Source organism: Pseudomonas sp. LBUM1646, assembly GCF_059716165.1.
Window position 1 is genome coordinate 195,255 of the sequence record NZ_CP166810.1, and the last position, 25,980, is coordinate 221,234.

Sequence of the window (25,980 nt, forward strand, 5' to 3'; positions counted from 1 at the left end):
CATGCTGGACAGACTGCTGGCCCTGCTGGTTCTGGCGATCGTCCTCGGGATACCCCTCGGGCTGATCTTCCTGGTCACCGGGCAATTCCTGATGGACTTCGTGTTCTTTTATCCCCTGTTCATGTCAGGGCTGTGGATCGCTGGTGGCCTGTATTTCTGGCTGCACTGGGAGCGTCACTGGCCGTGGAAGGACGATACCTTGCCACCGGCACTGGCCGGTGAACCGCTGATTTCGATCCTGATCCCTTGCTACAACGAAGGCGACAACGCCGCCGACACGATTCATGCGGCGCTGGCCCAGCATTACCCGAACATCGAAGTGATCGCGATCAACGACGGCTCCAAGGACAACACCGCCGCCGTACTCGACGCCTTGGCAGCGCAGGATCCGCGCTTGCGAGTGCTGCACCTGGCGGAAAACCAGGGCAAAGCCGTGGCCCTGCGCATGGGCGCCATCGCGGCGCACAGCGAGTACTTGGTGTGCATTGATGGGGACGCGCTGCTGGCGCCGAACACTGCGGCCTATCTGGTGGCGCCCATGCTCGATAACGCACGCCTTGGGGCCGTGACCGGCAACCCGCGCATCCGCACCCGCTCGACGCTGGTCGGCCGGGTTCAGGTCGGTGAGTTCTCTTCGATCATTGGCTTGATCAAGCGTACACAGCGGGTGTTCGGGCGGATCTTTACCGTCTCCGGGGTGATCGTCGCGTTCCGCCGCACAGCGCTGAACCGGGTCGGCTACTGGAGCCCGGACATGATCACCGAAGACATCGACATCAGCTGGAAGCTGCAACTGGACCACTGGAGCATCTTCTACGAGCCCCGCGCGTTGTGCTGGATTCTGATGCCGGAAACCCTCGGCGGCCTGTGGAAGCAGCGTTTGCGCTGGGCCCAGGGCGGCGCCGAAGTGTTGTTCAAGAACATTCGCGGCATTTGGCAGTACCGCCATCGCTACCTGTGGCCGCTGCTGTTCGAATACTGCCTGTCCACCGGTTGGGCGTTCACGTTCCTGCTGTCGGTGATCTTCTGGGGCGTGGGCAAGTTTATCGACATGCCAGAGGCGATCGCGGTGGATCATTTGTTGCCGCCGGCCTTTACCGGATTGCTGCTGGCGATGGTCTGTCTGGTGCAGTTCGCCGTCAGCATCATGATCGACCGGCGTTATGAAAAGGGCCTGGGCAAGACCATGTTCTGGGTTGTCTGGTATCCGCTGGTGTTCTGGTTTATCAGTTTGCTCACCACCTTGGTCAGCTTTCCCAAAGTGTTGTTCGGGCAACATCAGAAACGCGCGCGTTGGGTCAGTCCGGATCGGGGCATCAAGCCGCTGGACGATGAGGAAGAGGTCATCCAATGAAAATTATCAGAACCCGGCAGCGGCCCTTTCTGGTCGTGATCGATGCCTTCTTCACGGTGCTGGCCTGGATAGGCCTGTTCTATTTGCTGGTGCGCGGGTTGTGGCCGCTGATTGATACGCACGATGGGCCGCGCATTGATGTGGCGGTGTTCGACGCCCTCGGTACGTTGCAGATTTATCTATGGGTGGCGCTGTTGAACGCGGTGATCCTGATCTCCTGGGCGCGTTACCAGCATCGCAAAAGCAGGAGCTTTGCCCAGCGCCGCTTGCCAGCGCCGGTGGTGGACGATCATGGCCTGAGCAAGAGTTTCAAGTTGACCGGCGATCGTCTGCAAAAGCTGCGCACACCAGGATCGATGACCATTCACAACAATCAGGACGGCGATGTCAGCCATGTGATCACTCACTACTTCCCGATTGATCCGGCGCTGCCATCACCGTCGCTGGCACCGCTGGAACATCCGTTGGTGATTCGATTGCCGGCTGAGGATCGCCAACTGTAGGAGCATGGCTTGCCCGCGATGGCGTCCGTAAAATCGCCATCGCGGGCAAGCCTTGCTCCTACAGATTTGGTTCAATTCAACGTCAATTCAAATCCCGAACCAATCGCCACGCCTCATCCACCGGCAGCGGCTGTTTCATCCGCTCCGCCAGCATCGCCATCGCCCGCTCTTCATCGCAGGCCACCGCCGCCACCACCACTCCATGCTTGCCGAACAACCCGATAAAGGGCGGATGGTACGGATCACCCTTGAACTCAACCTCATCCCAACTCTCGGCATGGCCCAGGTAGTCGTAGTTTTTGCCGAAGTGCCAGGTCCAGAAATACGGCACGTCGAGATAATGCTCATCGCCGCCGAGCATGTTCGCAGCAGCGATCCGCGCCTGTTGCTGCGCCAGGCGCCAATGCTCGATCCGCTGGGGCTGGCCGTTGAGCGGGAAGGTCGCGATATCGCCGACGGCCCACAACCCATCCCTCACGCGCATGCCACCGTCGACCTTCAGCGACTGATCTTTTTCCTTGGCCAGCTCGGCAAACATCGCGGTGGCCGGGCTGACGCCAATCCCGACCAACACCAGATCCGCCGCTAAACGCTGGCCATTGTCCAAAAGCACTGCTTCGACCTTGCCTGAGCCTTCGATGGACGCCGCTTCGCCCTCGGTGTGAAAAACCACGCCATGGGCGACATGCCGGGCGCGGATTGCCTTGCCGACGGTTTCGCCAAATTGCGCCGCGAAGGGCACGGCATGGCGGGCGAGCACGGTCACGTCCAAGCCATAGGTGCGCAGGGCCGACGCCGATTCCAGGGCAATGAAACTGTCACCGATGATCACGGCTTTTTGCCCGGGTTTGGCCGCGTCGAGAATCCGTTTTGCCTGATCTTTCGAGCGCAACAGGAAAACCTGCGGCAAGTCAGCGCCGGGCAACTCCAGAGGTTTGGGGACGCCGCCAGTGGCCAGCAATGCGGCGTCATAGCTCAGGGTTTGGCCATCGGCCAGTTTTAAGGTTTTGTTTGGCGCGTCGAGGCTGGCCACTTCGCCCCGGATGCGTTCGATGCGCTGTTTACTATAAAAGGCCTCGTCGCGCAGGGGCGGGACTTCTTCCGGCGGCATTTCCCCGGCGATCACGAATTTGCTCAGCACGGTGCGGTCGTAGCCGGCGTCGGCCTCTCGGTCGATCAGGTGTATCCGGCCGCCGAAGCCTTTTTCGCGCAAGGCTGCCGCTGCGGCGGTGCCCGCGGCGCCAGCACCCACGATGACAAAGGTTCGCTCATCGTCTGCAGGCGGGGTATGAGCGTCGACCATCGGCTGGTCGTCGACCCAGACTTCGTCTTCGCGCATTTCCAGCGGATAGCGCTTGAGACCATCCAATGACGGTGGCTCGCACAGCGCCCCGTCCTCGATCCGATAAGCCGCCTTGTGCCACGGACAGATCAGCCGTCCGTGACACAGCGCGCCCTCGGCCAGCGGCGCTCCGGCATGGGGGCATTCGCCCTGGAAGGCGCGCAGTTGATCACCGACCCGCAGCAAAACAATTTTGGTGTCATCGATCCGGACTTCCAGACCCCGGTTTTCCGGCACATCGGCGAAACGGGCAACACGGTGCAGTGCCATGAGCGCTCTCCAGGCAGGTGTTTCTCTATGGAGTTTGCTGCTTATCCCGAGGTTCAGCCCAATTCCCACTGCCACCGCGCGAACGGTACGGCTATAGTCTGCGAGCCGACGACGGCCTAACCCGCACAAGGTGCTCCGGTAATGACCCGATTGACCTCTCTGAACCCTTGGCTGGCGGCCGTTGCAGTCGCCCTTTGCGTGCAATTGCCCGTGCAGGCCCAGGAGCGTTTCACCCTCAACATTCCAGGTGTCACGGACGATCGACTGTTTACTTCGGCAGCCGCCAGCGATGCGCCCAATTGCGGTGGGCACAACCAGTCGCCGGCCTTGAACTGGAACGCCGGCCCGGCGGGTACCCTCAGTTACGCCATCGTCATGCACGACCCCGACGGCGCGAAAGGCCAGGGCGTCGATCACTGGGTGCATTACGGCATCAAACCGACCACCCACCAGATTGCGGCCGGTGTCGGCGCCAAATCTGCCCTTGAAGGCGTCGGCGGCATGAACGTCAAAGGCACCACGACCTATGTCGGCCCTTGCCCGCCGGTCGGCGACAGCGCGCACCACTACGTCATCCAGATTTATGCCCTGGACCTGGCCCCGGACGCTTTACCCGCCGGCCTGACCCGCGCGCAATTGCTGGAAAAAATCAAAGACCACGTACTGCGAAACAGCAGCGTGGTGCGGCGTTATCACCGCTGAAGATTTTTTCTTAGCGGTTTAACCCGAACCGGGCGGGCTGACCGTCTCAGAGGATGAATGGATCAATTTCCTCCTGAGGTCAGCCCCCATGTCCCTCCCTGTGCATTTCCTCCGACCGGCCGCCCATGGTTTCGCCATTGGGTTGCTGCTGGCCGTTGCCGGTTGCGGCGTTTCGTCCAAGCCTGATTCCGCTGTCGTTGCGCCGCCGTCACCGTTGCCGTCATCGGCTCAAGGTGAGTTGAAAGCCGAAGCGGTGGCGCCGAGTCAGACGGTTATGGCGGATGCGACGATGGCCAAGCGCAGCGTGCGTGCGGCGCCGATCGCGAGCTTTGCGCCAATGTCTGAAGCCGCTCCGCCCGGCTATCAGGATGAGCAGCGCGAGCAATATCAAGCACTGGCCGACAACCCGATCCACAGCGTCGCCGAAGCGCCGGTCTCGACCTTCAGCGCCGACGTCGATACCGGCGCCTACGCCAACGTCCGCCGTTTGCTCAATCAGGGGCGCTTGCCACCCGAAGGCGCGGTGCGGCTGGAGGAGATGGTCAATTACTTTCCCTACGATTACGCCCTGCCTACCGATGGCTCGCCGTTCGGCGTGACCACTGAACTGGCGCCGTCGCCGTGGAACCCGCATACCCGTTTGCTGCGCATCGGCATCAAGGCCTCGGACCGCGCGGTTTCGGAGTTGGCCCCGGCGAACCTGGTATTTCTGGTCGACGTGTCCGGCTCGATGGACCGCCGCGAAGGACTGCCACTGGTTAAAAGCACGTTGAAGTTATTGGTCGATCAATTGCGCGAACAGGATCGGGTGTCGCTGGTGGTCTATGCCGGCGAATCCCGCGTGGTACTGGAGCCCACTTCCGGACGAGAAAAAGCGAAGATTCGTACAGCCATCGACCAACTGACTGCGGGCGGTTCAACCGCCGGAGCGTCGGGCATCGAACTCGCCTATCAAATGGCGCAACAAGCGTTCATCCCCAAAGGCATCAACCGCATCCTGTTGGCCACCGACGGTGACTTCAACGTCGGCATCAGCGACTTCGACAGCCTCAAGCAAATGGCTGTGGATAAACGCAAGACCGGCATTTCCCTGACCACCCTGGGTTTTGGTGTGGATAACTACAATGAACACCTGATGGAACAACTGGCCGATGCCGGCGACGGTAACTACGCCTACATCGACAACCTGCGCGAGGCGCGCAAGGTCTTGGTGGATCAACTCGGCTCGACCCTCGATGTGGTGGCGAAAAACGTGAAGCTGCAGGTGGAATTTAACCCGACGCAGGTCAGTGAATATCGGTTGCTGGGGTATGAAAATCGCGCTTTGAAGCGTGAGGATTTTAGTAACGACAAGGTGGATGCCGGTGAAATTGGTGCAGGGCATACGGTGACGGCGTTGTATGAAATTGTGCCGAAGGGGGAGAAGGGGTGGCTGGAGCCGTTGCGCTATGGTGATGCTTCGTCAGTTGCTTCCGGGAAATCCGGGGAAATGGCCATGCTGCGTGTGCGATATCAACTGCCGGAGGGTGGGAATAGTCGTCTGATTGAGCGGCCGATTGCTTCGAGCTCAGCACCTGCCAGTGATGACCTGCGCTTTGCGGCGGCTGTGGCTGCGTTTTCTCAACAGCTGAAGGACGGTCGCTACACCGGTGATTTCAGCCTGAAAGACACCGAAGCCCTGGCCCGTGGCGCCCGGGGCGATGACCGCTTCGGCCTGCGTGCGGAGTTCGTGCAATTGGTCGAATTGGCGCAGAGCTTGCGCACTTCGACCGCATCGAATCAGGTGTCCAATGCCAACCGTATCGAGTGAAAGGGACCATCGTTGATATGACTGCTCCTGAAATGAGCACCGACGCCGGCAGCGACGAATCGCTGCTGGCGCGCTATCGCTCGGGCGACGGGCCGGCGTTCGAGATCTTGTACGCCCGCCATCGTCAGGGGCTTTATCGCTTCCTCCTCGGCCTCAGCGGCAAAGCCGAACTGGCCGAAGAGGTCTATCAGGACACCTGGCTGAGCCTGATCCGCAGCACCAGTCAGCCACAAGGCCGGGCGAATTTTCGTACCTGGCTGTACCAGATTGCCCGCAACCGACTGATCGACCACTGGCGCAAACATGGCATCCACAACCCCTTGCACGACAGCTACGACGAACAGGCCCACGCCGTGATCGACAACGCCGCCGACCCCGAACAACTGCTGAGCCTGAGCCGCGACACCCAGCGCCTCGAAACCGCCCTGCAAACCCTGCCCGCCGACCAGCGCGAAGTCTTCCTGCTGCGCGCCCACGGCGACCTCGACCTGCCACAAATCGCATCCCTCACCGAAACACCGCTGGAAACCGTCAAAAGCCGCTTACGCTACGCCCAGCAAAAACTGCGTCGGCTGCTGGCCGAGGAGGTACTGACATGACTGACGCCCGTAAAACGCCTGACGAACAAGTGATCGAGCATTTTCGCGAACACGGCAACGATGGTCCGCCGGCGCATCTCGACGCGTTCATTCTGGCCGCCGCCCACCGGGAAACACCTGTGCGCAAACCGAGCGTTTGGCAGCGTTGGGTTCAGGCGTGCCAGAAACCGCGTTGGCAGGTTGCGTTTGCCAGCCTCGTTGGCGTGGCGCTGATGTTGGCGTTGGTGCAGCGGACGCCTGAGCAAGAGCCGCAGTACGATTCAGCTCCAGCGCCTGAAATTTCGTCCTTTGCGGCGAAGAAAGAAGCCCCGGCACCAATTGCGCGTTCGTTGTCTGCCCCGGCCGGCGCGTTATCTGCCCCTGCACCCGCAGCGCCAATGGCTGATTACGCCGCGCCCGCCCAGAGCGAATCTCTCAGCGCGGAAATGGCTGACGAAGCCAAGGTCAGCAAGCGTGCGGCTGCTCCGGTGAAAACCCTTGATGACCAACTACGCGAGATCCTGCGCCTGCAAAACACCGGTCAAACCCAAGCCGCCGATGAGCTGTTGAAGACATTGCACAAACGCTTCCCCAACGAAAACCTCACCACTCGACTCAAGGCCCTGAAGAAAAACTGAGCCCCAGCCCCTCCACCCATTTGGCATCAACCCCCGAAAGCGCGCACTATCGGGGCATAGCCGATGCGTTGGAGGAAGCCGTGGCGAAAAAAATCGATCGCATCGCCCAAATGCTCAACTGCCCGCAGAAAGGGGAAGAGCTGAGGCGGGGAATTATTGAGAGCCGTAAGGAGTTTCTGCTGAACAAGCAGGAAGGAGACGTTCCCGAGGAAGACACCGTTGAGGATGAGGTGTTGGAGGAGGGGGACGAGGATGACGATGAATATGACGAGTTTGATTGGACGACTGAATGATAAAAAAACCGCTTAGGCGGTTTTTTTCATTCAGTGATTCGGATAAACCGAACAACTGAATCCTTCAGCATGTCGCTCGCACTGAGATTTAGAGCACCCACAAAAAAGCCCCAGTCCCTAAGGGCCTGAGGCTTTCTCGTTTCTACTATATGGTGCCCAGGCGTCGTTTGAACTGAAGGCTTTAGTGCCCTATCTACGGGGCTGCGGCGGCATTGTTTTCGTCAGGCATACACGTGGGCATACAAGCAGCGAACTGCTGTCATTACCTGTTGGCGTTCTACAAAGGTGGGTATGTGCTGAGACACGACTCATAGAGCGTTATGTTCCTGGCTGATGATTCGTAACCGTTTTAAATCGAAAATCGGAGTTCCGTATAGGAAGCTGGGCGCCGTGACATCCTTTTTACGATCGGGTCTTGAGTGTTCGTGATCGGGAAAAAAGGGGAGGTCGGGGTGATCTGGTGCGGAATCCGCTCTGTAAACAGCTACAGCGTCACCTGGTTTGAAAAGCATGTAGGCATAATCCATCAATGTTCTCAACCGCAGAATCCAATACCATCCAGTGGCAAGTTCAATTTTGAGACACCATCCGTTTTTGCGTTTTTCGGCCTCGCCGACAGTACCTCTTAGCTCGCGCGCTGCAATTTGATGAACCTCAGCGATCATTGCATCGGGAATTGACTCACTCCGAATCGATTCTGGGAGATCAAGGGAAAGCGAAAACATTTTTGATATAAAAGCCAACACACTCGGCTCCGCTTTTGCTTCCTCCAGATGATTTGCGCACAGAGGAAGCTGCACAAGGGTGGCTTCAGAGGCCGCCATACCAATTGTCGTGCTTGCATGCGCGACGGCAGGGGCGGCACACACAACGCATCCCAGCCCGCTCGAAATTATCAACGAACGTTCGACAGAAGTATTTTTGAAGCGGCCTTCAGCAAGGGCCGTCGCCTGTTGATTTCCTTGTGTAGTCCAGTGATGCCAAGCATTGAAAACGGTCCGAGCTGAGGCCGTGTCTAACTGCGAATAAAGTGCCTTTTCGGTGGCCAGTACCACCCACTTGCGCCCCCACTGTTGAGTACGCACCGGGTGATCGACATTGAGCCTATACGTTCGTATGCAACCGCAGTGTTCGGTCGCGTCATAAACGGCCACGCCCTCATTCTCGTCCTGTATCCAGTAGCGTTCGGATGCGCTATCTAACATGTGTAACCAGGTGAATGGGTTATAGGTTGATGACTCGACAATGTGGGGTAGACGTTTTGAAATGAAGTCAAAGCTTTTGTAGGCCAATGATGCGACGTACAAATCAATTGTTGGTCCGACTGGGTCTGAATCAGATAGCGCTTCGACCATGTCGTCTACGTTAAACAGGCGCCATATAGGTTTATGTTCCATTTAAACCGTCTCCTACCACCTGCATGGTGGCAATTCACTTTTTGCCTTCAGTAGGCAGAGATAAAAGCGCTAGGTTGATGAATTCAAGATTCTTGTCCAGGGTATCGAGAGCGCCTCTAACATTACTCGCCACATCGGCAGAGCCTCGTTGCTCCACCCAAACCGCGAGCTCCTCAACTGCTGCGCCTAAGGCCAGTTGATTCTGGTTCATACGGGTAAGCAGTGATGCCAGAAGTGAGATGTCTTCCATGATGGTTCTCCTCGAGGTTTACTGAATGGTAGCTTTGCAATCGTCCACGTAATGCCATCCGTCGTGTAATCGAATTAGTTTCGTTCAGTGGTTGAATTCTGGACCCTGCTGGGGACCCTGAGCATTAACCATGGATACGGGGTCGGAAACCCGCGAGATCTTGGTAGCGACAGTTTTATCAGCTTACTGAAATTTCAACGTTGAAATTGAAAGGACATTGAAGAGAAAAGGGCATCGTTACCGCAACGGTAAAGGTGGACTACCGTGTTGTTGATAGCGAACGGTTGAGCCCCGTCAACCACGTCAACCTGTCAACCAACGTAGAAAATCCAGCCGCTAACACGATTCGGCGGGTTCTTTGCTCCGTGTCATTCAGAAATGCTCAGGGTCCCCGGCGACCTTCCAATATCTTGTGCAATTGCACTGGTGAACTGTGCGTTCACCCGGTTCACCTGTTCACTAAGCTGGGCACCTGTCCGCTAACAAAGTCCGGCGGGTTTCCGACCCCGTGGTTATCCGAATTCTCCAGGGACCCCAGCAACGAGCGAACGTGCAATATGCAAGTGAAGGTAAATAGCAGATCCAACCTGATCTATTTCAGATCATTCAGCAAATGTGATGCCCGTCTTCGCGGATGGCAGCGGGGAGCTACAGCGTTAGATAAAGGGTGTAACTGGTGTTACCGGTGTGGCGAGAACGCTAATCTATTGATTTTGATAGATATTAATTGTTACACGAAGACGAAGTATGTCACGCCCAACCGCGTGTTACAGGTGTATTCGTGTAACAGCAGCCTCCAAAAATTTGTTTGAATGACTATTTTACTAATGGCATCGCCCAGCTGCACGTCTGCCTCGCATGTTTTGAAAAAACCATTTTTTCCATTTGCGACTGGTCTGCGACGAGCTTTGATGCCGTTCAGTCAAAGCGATTTATTCTTGTGTGAATAGAGACCTTTACCTAATGCCTTCACTTCGCAGATGATGGCTATCTGCCTTGTAGTGGGCTGATGGAAAATGCGACTAGGTAATAAGAGAAAATTATAGATGGTAGGGCGGCCACTTTCATGCTATGAGATCGCGAAATGTGTTTGTCGCTGAGATATTGACTAACGTTTTCTACATAGGTGTCGCTTGTAGAAAATTGAAGGACCGCCGAGTAGTGACCGTGCAAAGCACGTATATGGAACCTAATAAATGAATTCTTATATTCCAAAGGGACAGTTTACATTTTGGCTTCCTAAGGCCTTGGAAGGCCAGCAAGGTCAGGTAGATAGCGATTTTCTACATACCTTGTGGCAGCGTTACCCTAAAAGCAGCGCCAAGATTAGGACACTGATTAAGGATCTATCAGCTGTCACATTGACACCAAAAGATTCTGCAATCGATAAACTTGCTGAGCTTCTCATAGATCCCTCTTTTTTGAATCGTTGGCTTACTCAAGAAAAAAAGCCCTATCCATCATTACCTGGTTTAGTATCATCGTATTTTGGCGCTAACGAACAAAATCTTTGTTTCAATAATTTAAAGAAAATTGGGTTTTTAGTTCCGCATAAAACACTCAAGACTAGATTCCTAACTGATATTTCTAAAATACCTATTGTAGTTGGATTCATTGCCGATTCGAAACTAGATGCGCGATATGTTTCTTTGTTTATATGGAAAATGCTCACCGACTCAAAGACTGGGAGGTTAAAGTTTCCGAATGAGTCATCTATCCTAGAATTTGAGAAAGCTTTCATTTTAGCTCTTGAGGAGGAGGGATTAGACGACCTGTTGGTTGGCGCTTATGAGGCTAACTGGCAGCCTGTCGCTCGGTTGAACATTGAGCAAACAAATAATGAAGCGCTGGTTGGTAGTGAAGAACTATCTCCAACAAAATCCGATATTACTGCGCCACCGCAACGGCGCTGCATTATTGGAGAGCAGCATGTTGCAGCAGTTAAAGCGTTAGAAGCAAAAATTGAGAAGTATAGCTTGAGTTGTTATGGGCTGATTTCAAAAACGAAGCTGCTAATTAGTGAAGATGATCCCGCTTCTACCTTGAAGGCGATAAGGGAGTATTCTAGTTCCCTAGAAGAACTTTGCGCAGAAGTAAAAAGCGATTCCGTGGATCTTAATGCTAAGATGCATGATAGTTTGGAATCGGCCTTGCGGAAAGTCGGTATTGCTTTTGAGAGTAAGAACGATGCTAGAGTACCTCTCGCCTCAAGTAAACAGTGGATCGAGGATGTCCAACATAAAATCGAAGTAAACTCCGCGATATTATTGTTGCTGGATCAACTTACTGATGTTGATGCTTTGTCTCGAATCTGTGAAGAGAACCGTTCCTCAGCCGTAAGCTATAAATACGATGATTTGACAGGTGTCCTTGCGGGGATAGCCGACAGATATCAACGTATGATTACCGGCTTAGCCGCAGAGAGAGATTTTGATTTATCGATAAAGCGTAATTTGCATAATCTTGAGTGGAATGCATTTCAAGATTCAACTCTAAACTATGAGGCCTGGTGCCGACTTGCACAGTATTACATCCTTACAGGTGATATTAGTGCTCGGCTTGGTATCGCCGTGCAGAGGACATTCAGAACTACCGCGCTTAGTTTCGGTGATCTTCTCTGCTCGCAATTATCGGCATGTAACAGTTTGGCCGTTGCTGCATGTGTGCATACGTTGTCTTGGCTTACTTTAGGCCAGCAAGAACAGTTGGCTGCCACTCATCCCTCTTTGAAAACATTAGTAGCGCTTAGTCAGTTAGACGCATATTTCAAAGCGCTTAGCCATGGTATGGATTTTTATATTTATTGGAGTACAAGTCCGCTCGGTGAGATCTCTAATAATCATGTGAGCTTGGCGGTTAGAAGTTTCTTGAAGTCGATATATGACCTGGTCTCGGCGGCGGGGGCTGAGCCTCTAAGCGCGCAGTCTTTGGCACTTTGTGTTTCAAGTACGCAAATTGGCAATGCTCGCACTCAAAATGAACAAGCCTCATTAGAAGCTTTTACAGGTGAGTTGCGGGAGATACTGTCGTATAAAAAGAAAGGGGGTAGAACGACTTATGCACATATATGGCAGGCTGCCTATGATGAGGTTTTTTCTCCGTTGTTAGACATACTCAATCATCAAGGGGTGAAAGAGTTTGTTGCTGCCTATGGAAAATGGCAATCTAATTTTGATGTGGATTATAGAATAGATAATTGGAAGTCGGAAATTCCAGATCATTTAAAGAAAAATTCCGAATATGATAAATTTATTAGAAATCAATTTTATCTTAAAACCTTTGAGATTGACGGTTGGTTGAAGGTGTACGAGTCTGTAACGCAGAAGGCGCAACTGCGAAAAACAGATCCGCTCGCTGCCTTTAAATTGACTATCGATAAAATATTCAAGTCGACAGAGCAAGATTGTTCACTTGTTAGCGCATGGCTTGATTCAAAGACTATTGACCAAAAAAACAGATCAAATAATTATATTTGCCAGAACAGAAATTGGGCGGCTGACGTAAATTGTGTTGCAAGCTTTAAAGAGATGGACGCGTATCACCCAAGAGCCTTTTCAAAAATAATAGACCGGAATATAACATACGAGGATATCTATACAGATGACCTTGTTTCAAGTTTTGGATACGGCACTATAAATAATCTCGTAGAACTCTATGCTTCAAATGAGCTTTTCGAAGGTTATGCGTTGATTGCAAATGACTCTAATGAAGAGATTTCACCGGCATTAGATCGTACGGTAGAACGGCGCACTGAAGAGCTTTCAGTTGAACTTAAGCAGCGGATTTCGGCCCTCGATGGTGTACATCGGAGTGATTCGCTTACGACAGCTTTGGTTAATGCACAAGTTTACATTGATAACCAGCGGTGGCGGTTTGCAGCTAGAGAAATTTCAACCGCTGAAGCAATTGCAAACGATATCAATGAGAACTTTAAAGTCTTAGCTGAGCGTGCACGGCTACTCTCTAGGATTGAAAAGTTGGGTGGTCATCCGGCTGCCGGACCTGATGTGGAAAATTCAAAGCTCTTAATTATTGTGAACGATCTTTTGTTGCAATATAAAAGTCGGCGATTACATGTTGTTGTTTTGGAGAAGCTATTAGGCTTGAGTGCTGCTGAGTTTGATACTCAACTTATAGATTGTTTAGAGTATCTAGATCGCGTTGATCGTTATCCGACTGCTGCTGCTTCAGATTTGGTAGCGTACTATCTAGAGCAAGCAGTTGATCCAATATTCAATGAGTTGAGTAGAAGTCGAACACTCCTTGCGACTTATGCTTCCCAGTTGCGGAGACTTGGAAAACTCCTTCTGTTGAATATCCGGCATGATCAAAATCTTTTTGATGATGGATCAAATTTGATTTCAATACTTGTGGACACTGCTGAACAATGGCAACACCTGTCCTCGGAAGGGAAATCAGGTGTGGACAAGATCCTCGCAGTCTTTATGAAAAGAGGTTTTCAAGAGGCTGAAGAGTTGCTAGGCGTTGATAAAGTTGCGGACGCCGGCCCAGTTATACCGGATAAAAATCCTATACATGACGAGATTGATGCATTTGAAGAGTTAACAGCTAAAGCGAGAGAAATAGCTGCTTCGAGCGTGCTTAGGATTTCCAATACCAAAGAAGACATTGCTAAATTGATCCATCTCAAGTCTTGGCAAACAGTCGCAGATGCATCGTTGATAAAGCTAGTAGATAGCCAATTTAGTTCTTCAGAAGATTTGGCTAACTGGGCCGTTAGTACCGCCCTCGACGCTAAAATATCGCTTAATACCGCAGAGCTAGCGTCGGTGTTGCGCATGATCAATGGCAAGGCCAAGTCTTCTGTCGTCAGATATTTGCACCAGGAGAAATCAGTTAGGTCTTTGATTGGTGATTTGGTCAATCGTCTCTTTGTTATTATGTCTAGCAGCGGTGATGTGGACGATACAAAAGAAAGTGGATATCCAGCTCTTGAAGTGTTGCAAACATTACAAGTGAACATAAATCTGACCGTGATTCACCAGGAAAGCTTTAGGCGCTGTTTTGAGGTAAATGTTTTTGAAACTATTGGTCTCAAGGCATATTGGGAAAGGTTTGCTGGTGACCAGAAACAAGCAGAGGCGCGTGCAATACTAATGTATCTGGCTTGGAGGCTTCACTCTTCTCGAGCGCTTGCATACTGCCTAACAATGCCGCCGATAGACTTGGAAAGACGCAAGGCCGAAGCACTTGCTAGAGTGGCAGAGGACGCGCTTGTAAGTGGGAATAGCGACCTGCTCCAAGGTTTCTTCGATCTTAAGAAAAGCATTCAAGCCAAACCCTTTCAAATTTTCGCGGACTTGGTGCTCAGCAAATCGATATCACATGGTGAAAATGCTGCCAAATTAACGTTGCTGGGCGGACTTGAACGCCATAGCGATGGAACGTTGCGGAGCGTTCTGCGGATTGAGCCAAGGCGGGTCGATAGCCCAGATAGTATAACCCTTAAGCTTCCTAATAATTGCCCTGTTCGATTTTCCAATGATACATCTACTGAGAAATTGACTGGACCATTTTTTACCGATACGTCGTTACCGATGTCCTTCAAATTAATAGATGAGCATGCGGTTAAGTTTAGTATCGAATTGGCTTGCTCAGTAGTGTCCCTAACTGGCGAGTCATCGAGTTTCAGTCAGAGAGTCGATTTTTCAGTAATTGGCGATACGGCTTTTGAATCTCTTACAGCTGATGAGATAGATGACGCCTTTGACAATTTTCCAGACGTGCACATGCGAGGAGAAAACTACGTTCCGCGTGTTATTGACGAACAGAAAATTGAAAAAGCTCTTTTCAAAAGCAAAACGGTACGAAGTGTCTGGATTTCCAGTCCACGCAGGTCAGGCAAGACGACGATGCTCTATCGAATTTTAGATGCTTTCTCGCATAAGGTTAATCGAGATAATCTGGTGGTATATCTGACGTTGGACGAAACGTTTGCTGACAGCATGTCGTTCAATCGTTGGATTTGGAGGCGCCTGCGGACATTTTCCCCTAACCGGGAACTTCGGGATCTTTATGAAGATTTCGAAGCTATTGGCCGCGACCTACCATTTGATTCTGATACGGGCACATTCATTGGAGAGTTATCAGATAGGCTACTCAGTTTTCGGCCGGACGGTACACGAATCATATTCTTGATCGATGAGATTGATCGTTTTGCAGCTATGTATTTTGAAGGGGGAGTTAAAAAGAGCGCCGCCGTAGATATCCTTTGGCAGATTAGGCACACGGTAACTGATCGGCGTGATATCGGGATGGTATTTGCTGGATCTTCTGCGGCTAAGCAAATATTCATTACAGATGCGGAGTCCCCTTTTTATAATTGTATCGATCATTTGGAGTTAACACCTTTCTCCTGCAGAAATAAGGCGATGGAGGAGACCTCTCGGCAGATTGTAGAACCTCACAAAGTTAGATTTAAATATGAGCTGCCAAAAGACAGCCTGGAACATTTGATTTGGGTTTGTGCTGGTATTCCCTATTATATGAAGCTTGTTGCAGGAGCGACATTCGCCAGAGCGAAGCAGTCCCATATTCTCAAGTCAGATGTTAACGAAGGGCTCCGAGCTCTGCTTGGCAGAGACACAGGGATTTCGAAGTTAGACGACATGGGAGGAGACCCAGGATCCGATGACCTGAGGACTACAATCTCAATCGAAAAAAGTGATGATGCGATATTAGCCAAGGCGGTACTATACTCGTTTGCAGATCTTCACAGTCCTATAAGTGGACACAAAACATATCGCGGCAAGATTACATCAACAGAAAGTCGGCTCGTATCCCACTATAGTATATCGAAAGTGCAGATTGAAAGAGGTTTAGACATCTGTATTGGCCTAGGGCTTATTCGACTAATAGAAACTGAGTCTGTTCCGGAAATAGACTTCGTAATTCCTATTCTAGGTGAGTCCCTACGGAAATCTTCTGGCAGACTCTGGGCAAACATTGATCACGAACTGGTTGCGCTAGCTCAAGGAGGAGTATAAAAATGTTGCCGTCCGCCCAGAAAACTGTATTGGTAGAAGTGATTAAAACTTGGCTGTTGGCAAGAAGCAATTATGTGATCGTATGTCCGCCGATGAACGGCGAACGACAAGTAATAGAGTTTTTAACATCTGAGCATTCAATATATGAGGTGGTCGGAGATAGCTATCATAAACTGGCAATAGCGAGTTTAGATACCGCAGACTTTAAAACAGAATTAGTTTTTGCTAGGAGTGTAGCTCGAAAATGGGAGGTTGAGACTGATGTTGCCAATGAAAATGATCCAAGGTCCATATTGGAGTTGGCATGCGCGGCTGTAACTCATCAAAAAAGAATACCTATTTTAATCATCCACCGATTTCATGAGGCTTTGGATAAACTCGGTGAAGATATTGGCTCGGCTCTACGTGATCTGGAACATTCTCATAACTTAAAAACCGTTGTAACTATGCCGGTTTCCTTAACTGTACTGCGGGAAAGATGGGAGGCTATGGACTCAAACAAGGCTCCGTTTCTTGCATCGGATTGGGGGCAGGGACATCGAAGTAAAATTTTAAAAGGTTATAGTTCCAACGAGATTCTGGTTATAGGCAGGTCGAAAAATATAGATAGCGATAATTGCGAAGCTCTTTTCAAAGCTACAGGTGGCGTGGTTGGTGTAGTAGATCTGTTAATTGACGAAGTTGCAGGAAAAAAAGGAAGGGGGCTGACTCTTTATTTGCAGCAGCGATCTCCGGAAATTTGCAAGAGATTGCTGGATTGGCTTGATCCTATAAATACATCTAACACGTATAAAAAGTCGTTAGTAAGTTTATTAAATCCGAGCTTCTATCCTACAGCACTTGCCTTTATCATGAATCATGATTGGAAAGCTATATTGCTTAATAAGGAGGGGCTGCTAAATTTTGAAATGTTGGCATGGGCCGCAGCCTCCGTAATGTCCAAATCCACGGATGCGAGCTGGGCCACTACATTGAGGCTGTTGTACCAAGATGAAAATTTTGATGCGGCCATTGCTATGGTGGAAGTTATGTATGGTGCTGATACGGCGAACAGCAATTACTGGATAGCGTTAAGAGATCTTACTATATTCTGCAAGTCGACGAACGATGTTTTTTCTAATTCTGGTCAATGGGCGACGGCCAGAAGGAAGTTGACTAAGTTGTTGGGTGGTAGTAATTTGCCTGCTCAAGTTGTTAAGTCTTTTACTGCGCTGGAGGCTTGGAGGCCAATTACTGAATTACTGTCTAATTTCCTTTCTTGCAAAGCGGTGCATCCGGATCTACGTATCGAAAATTACATATGCATGAAGGGTGATCGAGAATACTTGCTACCCTTTCTTCAATTGCTTGCTTTAAGGCTACAAGCTGCTGAAAGTCACGATACATTCCAATCACTTCAATCGGTTATGACTGCTCCAGAAAGCTTACTGCAAATATATGCATATTTCGAACTTAATATTTGCTTTTGGAAGTTTTCGGGGTTGACTGGTGATCGGTCCGATAAGTTGGAGGAGATCGCCAGGAAACCGTACCGCATCACTAGCGAAGTGCTTGGCTATTCCGATTTGGCGCATCTAATTACTCTATATGGAGAACTCGGTGAAGTCTCTGGTTGTCTGATTTCTAATCGTGGGGAGTTAGATAATGTATTGGCCAAATATGAAGTGCGTAAAGAGAACTCTCATAGTACTGCGTTTACGGAGGCAGTTACATGTCAGCAATATCGCGCATTCTTAGAAGAATTACTTTTGCGCTATTTTAAAGTTTTATCGGCAAATCCCGCTGATACGGACTTGGCTTCTCCTCTGTCTTGTGCTTTGGAGCTGCTCACATACTCGCCTCGATCACCACTTTCTTACTAGATTCACAAAAACGGGGCTGGCTTTTCCATTTTTTGATCATATTGCATACCTCCGGCATTATATTTTCTCTGTCGAAATTTATCTTTGGTGGCCTCGAGTGAGTTTTTCTTGTTTTGTCCTCGGATGTGTAAAAAGCCGACTTGCGCCGGCTTTTTCGGGTTGGCGGTTCAGCTAGTTTCTCTACATCGTAAGCACGTCTTGAATGGTGTGTTGGCGCGCACGTTCTGAAAGCTCATGCCACTTCCAGCTGTGGAAGTTTTCCCCTTCTTCAGGAATGACAAGCTTCATGAGTCCGACCTGATCGTAGCCGAGCAAGTTGTAAGTAGCCCAAAGCCTGCCCCCCACATCAAACAACGCTTCAGCTGCTTCGTTCCACTGTTCCTCAAGAACCATGTGTGCTAGTCGGATAGCGTCCTGTTCAATTTTTTTGTGTTCCTGTTTAGCTTCAGTGATGTGTTTGTCCACAGTAACCAGCTCCTGTTCTAGCGCCGTGATGATCAGTAGTTGTCGGCGGTGATGCTCGGTTGCCGTTGCAAGGCTCTTCGCGGCCTTTTGCGCATCAGCATTGGCACTGTTTTCGCCCTCCACGTCGCCCCAGGCGACCGCCTGTGCATAGGCCGTTGCTGCCACTGTCTCGGCGTGACGCGCCGTTGCCAAGTCTTCTTGAGCCTGCTTCCGGATATGATCCAGACGAGTACTGAGACTTAGTCGCTTTTCATTGAGCTCTTGTTCGTCAGCTTTCCAGTTCGCCATTGAGTCTATGTAGCCCGCCATCAAGGTTGTCCGGTTGGTGAGGTGTTCCCGACGATGAATCTTCCGATTCATTGTGTGGATCTCCAGGTTCAGCGAGTCAAACTTCCGCTTCCGCTCGTTGTATTGATCTCGCACCTCGCGCTCCCGACCCTGTTCGATAACTTCAGGACTTTCCAGTGCCGCCTCGAGGGGACGCATTTCGGCCCTGATACTTTCCATTTCGATGGTCAGTTGTTCGCGGCGCTCTTTCAGTTTTTCGATCTCGTTCATCCGTATTGTTTCTGTGCAATTCGATTGTTTGATTGTTTCGTGGCTCTCTAGCGCCGCGTCATAGGCATGCACTCCGGCTTTGAGATCCTCCACCTCAATGGTCACAGGTTCGCGGTGGTCTTTCATTTCTTGAATATTGGTCATCTGTCTTGTCTCTGTGTATTTCGATTGTGGGGTGGTTGAGCGGCTGGCGAGGCCGGGGGTGAGCCGGCTTTACCTCAATACGTAGGGATGCCATCAGGCCGCCCGGGCCTCGCTCTCATCCGTCCCCGGAATCGTCTTTACGATGTAGCAGCGTTGCGGGCCGAGGCCGGGCAAACGGACCAAGCTCGATGCTTTGCCATCTGTACCGGGCTCCAGTACACCTCGACGTAGAAGCTCCTTGTTCACCGCATTGATGTTCATGCCTTTGAACACCTCGGAGCGCCACGCCTCCGGCAATACGTAATAGGTGTTGGTGGTGTGCAAGGCGTCACCCAGGCCGTGCTCCAGCGTTTTGCGAAAGCCCAAACGGTCAATGGTGCGTGGACCGTGCTCATCGATCTTCGCGGCCGCCGATTCCCAGCGGGTGAAGCGGCTTTCACCGAAGCGCTCGATCACCTGGCGCAACCGCGCCAAGATCGCATCTCCTTCAAGGTTCCCGGCGCCGCCGCGCTCATTCATCCAGGCACTGAGGCAGACCCGGGCGGCAGTGGTGGCGGTGCCGTCCGGCCAGCCGGTAATGCCCATCGCGGTAGCTAGCTCTCCGGCGGCAGCAGCCAGTCCAAAGCGAGCCGCGGCACGATGCGCCTGACCGCTGGCTGAGACGGGTAGCGCTTTGGCGATAAATCCCTCCAAGGTGTGGCGCAGGATCGCTGACCAACCATGCCGCTTGCCGGGCTCACAGAGGGCCGACAGGAAAGCGGTGAGCGGTGTACCGTAGTACTTGCCCACCCGTGCCTTCAGTGCATCGGAGAGGGCGGCTGCATCATCGAAGCCGTTCAGCACATCGAACATACCGAGGCCTTTACTGGCATCCGCTGGGACGGCGAGCATTCGCACCTCCATACCGGCTTTCAGCTCCTTGTTGGCTTCGGCCATGTGCTGCGCAAGCGTCTTCTCTCCAGTCGAGAGAAACAGCAAGCGCCACTCCTGTACCTGTCGACCTGCCTGTCCGCGATCATTGGCGCGAGCCTTCCCGGTACCGTTGCCGAGCATGTACACCGTTTCGCCAATGATGCGTGGATCGCACATGCCGATTTCATCCAGCACCAGGAGCCCGTCCGAGTGCGCGGCGGCGATGGATTCCAAGGCGTTATCCGTGGAGCGCCAGGAGCGCACCAGGCGCGGCCCGCCGTAGATCGAGGCGGCCACTTGCAGGTGGGTGGTCTTGCCGCCCGAGCTGTCGCCGTAAAGGTGAAATCCGCCGGACTCATGGCCGAGCATGTGCAGCAGCGGACCGGCAAACGCCACGCTGGCCACAAACGCTAAGCGGTGATTACCGATGCACAAGGCGCCGATTTGCTCTTGCCACTGCTCCAGGGTGCCGGCTTCGCTGATAGGGGGAAGCTGAGCGCCGGCCTCGTAGAAGTGCAGGTGTTCGGCGTGCGACCCGACCTGTTGTTCAGGCAGCAGGAAGGCGCTGTCGTGCCAACCCAAACGGGTGACCAGACGTGCGCGCTGGGCGCTGTCGAAACCGCCGAGATAACTCTGCAGGTCGTTGCGGGCATTGCGGCCGGAACGACTGCCAGCCAGTCGCAAGCCCATGTCCACCAGTGGGCCGAGCACGTCCTTGCCGAAGTCGCCGGTCATGGTCCGTGCCGGGATGTTCCAGCGCTTTTTCGCGCCATCCGGATCGTCAAACTCGACCAGCAAACCCCAGTTGTGACCTTGCGCATCACGAGTGCGCGCCAGGATTTCCAGTGGCGAACACACCGGTCGTGCTTCGCCATCGTCGCCGGAATAAAACACGCCTTCGGGTGTCAGGCGAAAGCCGCCGGGCAGCAGATCGTTTTTGGGTTTTGCGGTGCGCTTGGTTGTTGGCTTGGCCTTCGCTTCGGGTGGTTCGACCGGTGCTTTCTGCGATTCAACACCGAACAATTCGCCGCTGCGTTCCAGCTCGGCGACGTGTGCCGCCGTCCAGCCTTTAGCTTGGGCATCGGCCGCGTCGTCGCCGTCGTCCCATTGACCACCTTTGGCAAAGGTCAGTTGACCGCTCTTGAGCGTTGGCTTGCGTTTGAAGACATCCAGGGCGATCACACGCACTGACGCGGCGCCGATCTGTTGCAACTGTTCGGTGACGGCGTCCATACAGTTTTTTCCACTGGCGTCGTTGTCTGGCCACAACACTACGGATCGACCTTTGAGCGGTGTCAGGTCAGCCTTGTGCCAGGAGTTCGAGCCATTCGGCCAGCATGTGGCCACATAGTTGGGCAGCAGCTCCGACGCAGCGTCGGCGGCTTTTTCGCCTTCGCACAGAATGACCGGCGCTTCTGCGCGTTGCGCGAGTTCATCCAAGCGCAGCAGAGGGCGCGGCCCCGGCAGAACTTGCCAACGCCACTGCTGTGTTTGGCCGTCGGCACGCTGGCACCATGTCAACGGCGCAAATACTTTGCGTGGCTTGCCGTCCTCATCCGGACCCAAATCGAAACGGTAGAGCGCCATGACTGGCTGGCCCTGAGCGTCGCGGTAAATCCAGACTTTAGACGGTGCGCCGTGTTGCCGGTGTTTGGTCGGGCACTTGTTCATCGCCTCGGCCGGGATCGGCTGGATGGCGAGCCATTCCGGTGTTTTGTTTTTGCTAGGGCTCGGTTTCGATTGAGCCGCGCCAGCGGTAACGCGCAGCAGATCCGCCAACTTGTTGCAGGCCTCGAAGTCGGTACCGCCGTCGAGGTAGCGCACCAGATCGATCAGGTCGCCGCCTTTGTCTCCAGTGGCAAAATCCGCCCAGGTGCCTTTGCTCAAGTTGACCTTGAGGGAGCCGGCGCGCTTGTCGGTTCGGGTTGGATTGGCGGCCGTGTATTCCTTGCCGCCGTCGACGCGTTTACCGTTGGGCAGCCAATGGGAAAGTACCCGGTCGACCTCTTTCAGAGAGGCCGCTTTCACGTCGGCGAAGCTGGGGCGTTTTGCTTTATTGGTCATGGCCAGCCTCCAGTCGCAGGAGAGCGCTGGTCACATCGTCAATCACGGCCTTACCCATTTCACTGAGGTAATGAGCGGCCATCGCGCACTGTTCTGTGTTGTCGCCGTGGGTGGCCAGGAGCGTCATGCGATTCGCGCAGCTCAGCAGGTCGGAAGCATATTCAAGCGCGTCGGATACCGGGACACCGGCACTGAGTCGAAACAGCGTCTGATGGGGCTGCCCGCACTGCGCGAACGTGGTCGCGCCTGGGGTGGTGACGTTGGTCCGAGGGGTCATTGCGCACCCCCGTTTTTAGCCCGAGGTAGCGAAGTCGCATCGCCGTGCAGGGTCAGGGTTTTGATCAGGCCCAGTGTTCCGCGCACGTCCCAAATGACGGCGGCTAATACGTGATTGGCCAGACGCGGTCTGTCGCTTTCGCTTTCGAAGTGGTCCTCGAGCAGGGTCAGTACTGAATCGGCGCGATTAATGGCACACGTGATGGCGTCAATTGGAATGCCGGCTTCGACATTGTTGCTGACGTCGAGCAGGTCTTCGGGTAGGGAGCAACTCAGGGCGTTGTTCATTGGGCACCGCCTGCGGTTTCGAGCGCGCGGGCTTTGGCCATGTGAGCGTTGTAGCGGGAGAGGCGCGTAGCGAGGCTGGAGTTGGCGTGTAAAGCGGCGAGAGCCATTGCACGATGGGCCGCGGCGCGATTTTTGGACGGATCGATAGTGATCATTTGTTGTAGCTCCCGAATCAGAGGAGCCACCACAACCTGCCGCCAAGCAGGAATGGGTGGCGAATTGCGCAAGATTGGCGGACCGGTGATTCAGGAACCCGGCGCACCCGAAGGTGCTCCTGCGCAACTCGCCATAACGCATAATCGCGGGCACAAAAAAAGCGCCTGCAATTGAGTATATGGCGCTGTTGCGCCTGAAATCGTTCGACCCGCCAAGGTCGGTCACTGAATTTGCAGCGACCGCCAGAGAGTAACGTCCCGTTTTCGAAAGTGCAACCGTGCGGAAACCTTGCGCATTTTTTCGATGCGTCATAAATTGTGCGGGCATGTAGATTTACCTCAACGCCTCCGGATCGCTCCCGGGGGCGTTTCCATTTCAGGTGTGAACTTCCCAGTGCAGAGAAAGCAGGGGCAGGAAGTCACCATCAATCATTGAGCGAGCATCTTCGTAGGCTGCTACTTGCTGGCCTTCGTCGACAATTACAGCGCTGAATTTCTCGGTATGCATCGCTAGGGCGCACCAGGTTCCATCAGGCCACTTCAACACTCCCACGACGCGATTAAGGCGTTCGTTTTTGGTTCGGTAGCGCTCGAGTCGTTGCATGTACGATGCCGATAGACCGATCTCGCGAAGGACTGAAAACGGCTTCAATACCGCCCTATGAGCAATGTGCCTTCTCATGCTGCTGCCTCGTTGCGAGCGGCGATACGCGCTCGGGTCCAACTCAAAACCTCAGACAAAACCCAGGCGACTGGAGCACCACGGGCATTGCTGTCAGTGAGCTTTACGGACTGCGGGAATCCGCTTTCGGGCTGACTCATGAGTTTGTAAACGGTAGCGCGACCGATACCTGTGATGGCCATCACCAGGTGAATGCGGATGAGCGTGGCGGCGGGATCGAAGCGTCCTAACTCTGAATCGCTAACTCTCATTGGCGAGGTCGTAGGCGGCACAGATTCTCGAATCGAATCGGCATTGGTTACTGGAAGTGCAAGCGCCGTAACGGTGCATTTCTGCTTGGTTTCAACCATTACGCATGTCCTCGCGCTAAGTTGGTGGTAGCGGAGCACACACGACTTTCGAGCCAGGTGGCGACATCTTGAGGGCGGTAACGCACTCGAGATCCGGTCTTTAGGTAAGGGAGAGAGTTGGTGCGAGAACTGCGCCAAGCGGCAAGCGTTCGGCTGGACAAGCCAAGTGCAGTGGCAACTTGATCGGTGGTCAGCAGTTCAGATGTGATCGTGGTATCAGATGTAACTGAAGCGTTGAGGAGCGTCATAGCGCGTTTCCTGTAGTAGTTCTTACAGGCCCAAGCTATATAAACGCTTTTGCATTTATTGGAAGTTCGATTTTCTGGGGCTTTACCCTTCTGCTGTGCTTTTTTGGGGGGAAAGTCGTGCACGTTCGCAGCACAGTTTTGGTTTTCACTGTAGGCGTCCAACCATGTCCTACTGGTTTTTCATACAGTTTAAAAATGAAAAGTCAGAGATGACGGCTGTGTAAAAATCCGACGAACGGTAGACCCCAGGCCCCTGATCCGTAATCAGGAGCAGCGACGCGAATTCCGCCGGATTACACGTAATGGAGCAGCCTGCAAGAAGGTGAGGAGGATTTAAGGCGTTACGCCTCTTTGCCGCGTAACACCGGGTGGATGGATAGCCTGTGCAGCGTGTTGCGCGGTAATTACCCAATAAATTCAATGGGTTGGTCGTCGCTGTAACACCCGTGACACCCGTAACACCAATTTTTCATGGGTGCTGGGATTGCACAGTCATACCGCCTTGCCAAATTGACCCTGGACAATGTTGCCGTGCTCCAATTCATCAAGGTGGTCTGCATACCACTGCATCATGACTTTGCGCTGGGGCAAGTACACCGCCTTGTTGTACACACCTGCTATTCCCTCTTTTACATGAGAGAGCTGAGCCTCAATGTGGTTTTCGTCAAATCCCTGTTCATTAAGGATCGTGCTAGCAATGTGACGAAAACCATGGCCAGTTTGTCGGCCCGCATATCCCAGCCTGCGCAGCGCCATCAGAAAGACGGTATTGCTACGGGGGATGGTTCGATCTTTTCTCCCAGGGAAGAGAAGGGGGTATGCGCCTGTCAGCGTGCGCAGCTCCGTAATCGATTCAATGGCCTGGCGAGATAGAGGCACAACATGCTCGCGACGACGCTTCATTCTCTCGGCTGGAATCGTCCATAGCTTTTTGTTGAGGTCGATCTCTGACCAGCGTGCTTCTCGAATCTCACTCGGGCGTGCCGCTAATAAGGCCAGCAATCGGAGACCTAGACGGACGTCCTTCGCGTGAGGGTAAGAGTTGATGGCGCGAAGTAATGCAGGCAACTCTTCTATTGATACGTGTGCATAATTTTCAGCACTGCGCGTCTGTAGAAATTTATTGAGGCCTTCAAGGGGGTTGTGGATCGCTCGACCTGTCACGCGTGCCAAGTCATAGATCTCTTTGCAGAAGGCCCGAACTCTGCCCATTTGCTCAATGATCCCTTTCTGCTCCATGCCGCGCAGAAACTCCATCCATTCAAGGGGCAGTATTTCTGTGTAGATGCGTTTGCCGAAAACGGGGAATACGTGAAGCTCCAGTGCTCCAAGGACTCGACGGGACGTGCCGGCTTCCCAGCTTGAGCGCCTTGCCTCAAACCATTCGCGGCCTAATGCTTCAAAAGTGTTGTTGGCAGCCACCCGGTCAGCAATCTTACGAGCCTGCTTACTGACTAAAGGATTTTTACCAGTCGATGCGTCATCCCGCAGTTGCGCCGCCTTCTGCCTGGCTAGCGAACCACTGATTTCGGGGTAACCGCCTAGGCCCAACCAGGACCATTTCCCGTCTGGTTTTTTGTAGCGCAACTCCCACGACTTCTGCCCATTTGCCTTGACCCGAAAGTACAAGCCGTTGCCGTCTTGCTCCCGGTACGTCGCACTCTCCGGCTCCAGTCCTGCGAGAGTAGTGTCGGCCAGTGGGCGGCGTTTGATTTCAGTACGCTTCACTGCGTGTATGCCTCCAGTTCAATGAATCTCAAAGCATACACGTGGGCATACACGGCGTGAAGTTATAGGGGTAGACAGGGAGGGATAGCCAGAAACAAGAAAGC

Annotated in this window: 21 protein-coding genes; 9 read left to right on the plus strand and 12 right to left on the minus strand. The window is 53.0% G+C overall.

What is annotated here, in order from left to right; translation table 11 throughout:
* Position 1 precedes the first annotated feature (1 nt).
* Together pgaC and pgaD are read left to right on the plus strand one after the other, a co-directional pair.
* Positions 2-1,354 carry a poly-beta-1,6-N-acetyl-D-glucosamine synthase gene (gene pgaC / locus ACA071_RS00840; protein WP_497642733.1) on the plus strand — a complete coding sequence of 451 codons (1,353 nt, stop codon included), beginning with the start codon at positions 2-4 and terminating at the stop codon, positions 1,352-1,354.
* A complete protein-coding gene (pgaD, locus tag ACA071_RS00845; protein ID WP_497642734.1) occupies positions 1,351-1,857 on the plus strand; it encodes a poly-beta-1,6-N-acetyl-D-glucosamine biosynthesis protein PgaD in 507 nt (168 codons plus the stop codon). The genes pgaC and pgaD overlap by 4 nt, the downstream gene beginning before the upstream one ends.
* 82 nt (positions 1,858-1,939) lie before the next feature.
* Here pgaD and ACA071_RS00850 read toward each other — a convergent pair whose 3' ends face one another.
* Positions 1,940-3,469 carry an FAD-dependent oxidoreductase gene (locus ACA071_RS00850; protein WP_497642735.1) on the minus strand — a complete coding sequence of 510 codons (1,530 nt, stop codon included), beginning with the start codon at positions 3,467-3,469 and terminating at the stop codon, positions 1,940-1,942.
* 141 nt (positions 3,470-3,610) lie between these two features.
* Here ACA071_RS00850 and ACA071_RS00855 point away from each other — a divergent pair, with 141 nt between their 5' ends.
* From ACA071_RS00855 to ACA071_RS00875, 5 genes are all read left to right on the plus strand, one after another.
* Positions 3,611-4,171, plus strand: a complete 561-nt coding sequence (locus tag ACA071_RS00855; RefSeq protein WP_497642736.1) for a YbhB/YbcL family Raf kinase inhibitor-like protein — start codon at positions 3,611-3,613, stop codon at positions 4,169-4,171.
* Between the two features lie 88 nt (positions 4,172-4,259).
* Positions 4,260-5,981, plus strand: coding sequence for a vWA domain-containing protein (locus ACA071_RS00860; protein ID WP_497642737.1), 1,722 nt, complete (start codon positions 4,260-4,262; stop codon positions 5,979-5,981).
* A 17-nt stretch (positions 5,982-5,998) separates the two neighbouring features.
* A complete protein-coding gene (locus ACA071_RS00865; protein WP_497642738.1) occupies positions 5,999-6,580 on the plus strand; it encodes an RNA polymerase sigma factor in 582 nt (193 codons plus the stop codon).
* A complete protein-coding gene (locus ACA071_RS00870; protein ID WP_497642739.1) occupies positions 6,577-7,197 on the plus strand; it encodes a hypothetical protein in 621 nt (206 codons plus the stop codon). Before ACA071_RS00865 ends, ACA071_RS00870 begins: the two co-directional genes overlap by 4 nt.
* Positions 7,198-7,217: 20 nt before the next feature.
* A complete protein-coding gene (locus ACA071_RS00875) occupies positions 7,218-7,490 on the plus strand; it encodes a hypothetical protein (RefSeq protein WP_497642740.1) in 273 nt (90 codons plus the stop codon).
* A gap of 308 nt (positions 7,491-7,798) precedes the next feature.
* Here the strand turns inward: ACA071_RS00875 and ACA071_RS00880 are convergent, their stop codons facing one another.
* Positions 7,799-8,887: a hypothetical protein gene (locus ACA071_RS00880; RefSeq protein WP_497642741.1), complete on the minus strand. Its 1,089-nt coding sequence runs from the start codon at positions 8,885-8,887 to the stop codon at positions 7,799-7,801.
* A gap of 34 nt (positions 8,888-8,921) precedes the next feature.
* A complete protein-coding gene (locus ACA071_RS00885) occupies positions 8,922-9,137 on the minus strand; it encodes a hypothetical protein (protein WP_497642743.1) in 216 nt (71 codons plus the stop codon).
* Positions 9,138-10,333: 1,196 nt separating this feature from the next.
* On the opposite strand from ACA071_RS00885, the gene ACA071_RS00890 reads away from it, so the two are divergent.
* Entirely contained in the window at positions 10,334-16,144 is a 5,811-nt protein-coding gene (locus ACA071_RS00890) for an ATP-binding protein (protein WP_497642744.1), read from the plus strand.
* A gap of 2 nt (positions 16,145-16,146) precedes the next feature.
* Positions 16,147-18,006, plus strand: coding sequence for a hypothetical protein (locus tag ACA071_RS00895; protein ID WP_497642745.1), 1,860 nt, complete (start codon positions 16,147-16,149; stop codon positions 18,004-18,006).
* Between the two features lie 180 nt (positions 18,007-18,186).
* Here the strand turns inward: ACA071_RS00895 and ACA071_RS00900 are convergent, their stop codons facing one another.
* From ACA071_RS00900 to ACA071_RS00940, 9 genes are all read right to left on the minus strand, one after another.
* A complete protein-coding gene (locus ACA071_RS00900) occupies positions 18,187-19,029 on the minus strand; it encodes a chromosome segregation protein SMC (RefSeq protein WP_497645248.1) in 843 nt (280 codons plus the stop codon).
* A 237-nt stretch (positions 19,030-19,266) separates the two neighbouring features.
* On the minus strand, positions 19,267-22,149 hold the full coding sequence (locus ACA071_RS00905) for a DUF927 domain-containing protein (RefSeq protein WP_497642746.1): 2,883 nt from the start codon (positions 22,147-22,149) through the stop codon (positions 19,267-19,269).
* The gene (locus ACA071_RS00910; RefSeq protein ID WP_497642747.1) at positions 22,139-22,426 is read right to left on the minus strand and encodes a DUF3077 domain-containing protein; all 288 of its coding nucleotides are present in this window, start codon (positions 22,424-22,426) and stop codon (positions 22,139-22,141) included. The genes ACA071_RS00905 and ACA071_RS00910 overlap by 11 nt, the downstream gene beginning before the upstream one ends.
* Positions 22,423-22,713, minus strand: coding sequence for a hypothetical protein (locus ACA071_RS00915; RefSeq protein WP_497642748.1), 291 nt, complete (start codon positions 22,711-22,713; stop codon positions 22,423-22,425). The genes ACA071_RS00910 and ACA071_RS00915 overlap by 4 nt, the downstream gene beginning before the upstream one ends.
* Positions 22,710-22,868 carry a hypothetical protein gene (locus tag ACA071_RS00920; protein WP_497642749.1) on the minus strand — a complete coding sequence of 53 codons (159 nt, stop codon included), beginning with the start codon at positions 22,866-22,868 and terminating at the stop codon, positions 22,710-22,712. The genes ACA071_RS00915 and ACA071_RS00920 overlap by 4 nt, the downstream gene beginning before the upstream one ends.
* Before the next feature lie 376 nt (positions 22,869-23,244).
* On the minus strand, positions 23,245-23,550 hold the full coding sequence (locus ACA071_RS00925) for a hypothetical protein (RefSeq protein ID WP_497642750.1): 306 nt from the start codon (positions 23,548-23,550) through the stop codon (positions 23,245-23,247).
* Positions 23,547-23,801: a helix-turn-helix transcriptional regulator gene (locus ACA071_RS00930; protein WP_092281582.1), complete on the minus strand. Its 255-nt coding sequence runs from the start codon at positions 23,799-23,801 to the stop codon at positions 23,547-23,549. The genes ACA071_RS00925 and ACA071_RS00930 overlap by 4 nt, the downstream gene beginning before the upstream one ends.
* A 98-nt stretch (positions 23,802-23,899) precedes the next feature.
* A complete protein-coding gene (locus ACA071_RS00935) occupies positions 23,900-24,148 on the minus strand; it encodes a helix-turn-helix domain-containing protein (RefSeq protein ID WP_253434641.1) in 249 nt (82 codons plus the stop codon).
* Between the two features lie 492 nt (positions 24,149-24,640).
* Positions 24,641-25,876 carry a tyrosine-type recombinase/integrase gene (locus tag ACA071_RS00940; RefSeq protein WP_253434662.1) on the minus strand — a complete coding sequence of 412 codons (1,236 nt, stop codon included), beginning with the start codon at positions 25,874-25,876 and terminating at the stop codon, positions 24,641-24,643.
* Between the last annotated feature and the right edge of the window lie 104 nt (positions 25,877-25,980).

Excerpts from the sequence above, each read along its gene's own strand:
- pgaC (WP_497642733.1), top strand. The coding sequence starts at position 2 with ATGCTGGACAGACTGCTGGCCCTGCTGGTTCTGGCGATCGTCCTCGGG.
- pgaD (WP_497642734.1), top strand. The coding sequence starts at position 1,351 with ATGAAAATTATCAGAACCCGGCAGCGGCCCTTTCTGGTCGTGATCGAT.
- ACA071_RS00850 (WP_497642735.1), bottom strand. The coding sequence starts at position 3,469 with ATGGCACTGCACCGTGTTGCCCGTTTCGCCGATGTGCCGGAAAACCGG.
- ACA071_RS00855 (WP_497642736.1), top strand. The coding sequence starts at position 3,611 with ATGACCCGATTGACCTCTCTGAACCCTTGGCTGGCGGCCGTTGCAGTC.
- ACA071_RS00860 (WP_497642737.1), top strand. The coding sequence starts at position 4,260 with ATGTCCCTCCCTGTGCATTTCCTCCGACCGGCCGCCCATGGTTTCGCC.
- ACA071_RS00865 (WP_497642738.1), top strand. The coding sequence starts at position 5,999 with ATGACTGCTCCTGAAATGAGCACCGACGCCGGCAGCGACGAATCGCTG.
- ACA071_RS00870 (WP_497642739.1), top strand. The coding sequence starts at position 6,577 with ATGACTGACGCCCGTAAAACGCCTGACGAACAAGTGATCGAGCATTTT.
- ACA071_RS00880 (WP_497642741.1), bottom strand. The coding sequence starts at position 8,887 with ATGGAACATAAACCTATATGGCGCCTGTTTAACGTAGACGACATGGTC.
- ACA071_RS00885 (WP_497642743.1), bottom strand. The coding sequence starts at position 9,137 with ATGGAAGACATCTCACTTCTGGCATCACTGCTTACCCGTATGAACCAG.
- ACA071_RS00890 (WP_497642744.1), top strand. The coding sequence starts at position 10,334 with ATGAATTCTTATATTCCAAAGGGACAGTTTACATTTTGGCTTCCTAAG.
- ACA071_RS00895 (WP_497642745.1), top strand. The coding sequence starts at position 16,147 with ATGTTGCCGTCCGCCCAGAAAACTGTATTGGTAGAAGTGATTAAAACT.
- ACA071_RS00900 (WP_497645248.1), bottom strand. The coding sequence starts at position 19,029 with ATGAACGAGATCGAAAAACTGAAAGAGCGCCGCGAACAACTGACCATC.
- ACA071_RS00905 (WP_497642746.1), bottom strand. The coding sequence starts at position 22,149 with ATGACCAATAAAGCAAAACGCCCCAGCTTCGCCGACGTGAAAGCGGCC.
- ACA071_RS00910 (WP_497642747.1), bottom strand. The coding sequence starts at position 22,426 with ATGACCCCTCGGACCAACGTCACCACCCCAGGCGCGACCACGTTCGCG.
- ACA071_RS00915 (WP_497642748.1), bottom strand. The coding sequence starts at position 22,713 with ATGAACAACGCCCTGAGTTGCTCCCTACCCGAAGACCTGCTCGACGTC.
- ACA071_RS00920 (WP_497642749.1), bottom strand. The coding sequence starts at position 22,868 with ATGATCACTATCGATCCGTCCAAAAATCGCGCCGCGGCCCATCGTGCA.
- ACA071_RS00925 (WP_497642750.1), bottom strand. The coding sequence starts at position 23,550 with ATGAGAAGGCACATTGCTCATAGGGCGGTATTGAAGCCGTTTTCAGTC.
- ACA071_RS00930 (WP_092281582.1), bottom strand. The coding sequence starts at position 23,801 with ATGAGAGTTAGCGATTCAGAGTTAGGACGCTTCGATCCCGCCGCCACG.
- ACA071_RS00935 (WP_253434641.1), bottom strand. The coding sequence starts at position 24,148 with ATGACGCTCCTCAACGCTTCAGTTACATCTGATACCACGATCACATCT.